Source organism: Streptomyces anandii JCM 4720, assembly GCF_014650655.1.
In the GTDB taxonomy this organism is placed as follows: domain Bacteria; phylum Actinomycetota; class Actinomycetes; order Streptomycetales; family Streptomycetaceae; genus Streptomyces; species Streptomyces anandii.
In genome coordinates, this window is record NZ_BMVJ01000113.1 from 1 (window position 1) to 597 (window position 597).

Genomic DNA, 597 nt, shown 5'->3' on the forward strand with positions numbered 1-597 from the left:
AGCCCCTCATACAGACCAGCCACCTCCGCCTCCACGCGCTCCGCACCCTCCGGCGGCCACACCGACAGGTCGAAGGAGGCACCCGTTCCGCCCTCCATCACCACACCCGTGGCGTGCCGCACCCACGGCTCCTCCGCCGCGGCCTGGTCGGAGCGTGAATGGAAGACGACAGAGCGGCGGCCCGTGGCGTCGGGCGCACCGACGGTCAACTGGAGCTCGGCCCCGCCGTGTTCGGCCAGGACTAGCGGGGCCTCCAGGGTCAGTTCCTCGATCCGGTCGCAGCCGACCTGCTCACCGGCGCGCAGCGCCAGTTCGACGAAGGCGGTGCCGGGCAGCAGGACCGTACCCATGACCGCGTGATCGGCCAGCCACGGCTGCGTCTCCAGTGACAGCCGGCCGGTGAACAGGAAGCCTTCGGCGTCCGCCAGGGAGACCGCGGCGCCGAGCAGCGGGTGATCGGCGGACCGCAGCCCCATGGAAGTGACATCGCCGACCGGTGTGCCGGCGTCCAGCCAGTAGTGCTCGTGCTGGAAGGCGTAGGTGGGCAGGTCGACGCGCTGGGCGCCGGTGCCGGAGAAGTACGCGGCCCAGTCGACG

The 597-nt window shown here is 71.9% G+C and carries 1 protein-coding gene; it reads right to left on the reverse strand.

What is annotated here, in order from left to right:
* A partial coding sequence (locus IE249_RS35550) for a polyketide synthase dehydratase domain-containing protein (protein ID WP_189711666.1) occupies positions 1 to 597 on the reverse strand: 597 nt, incomplete at both ends.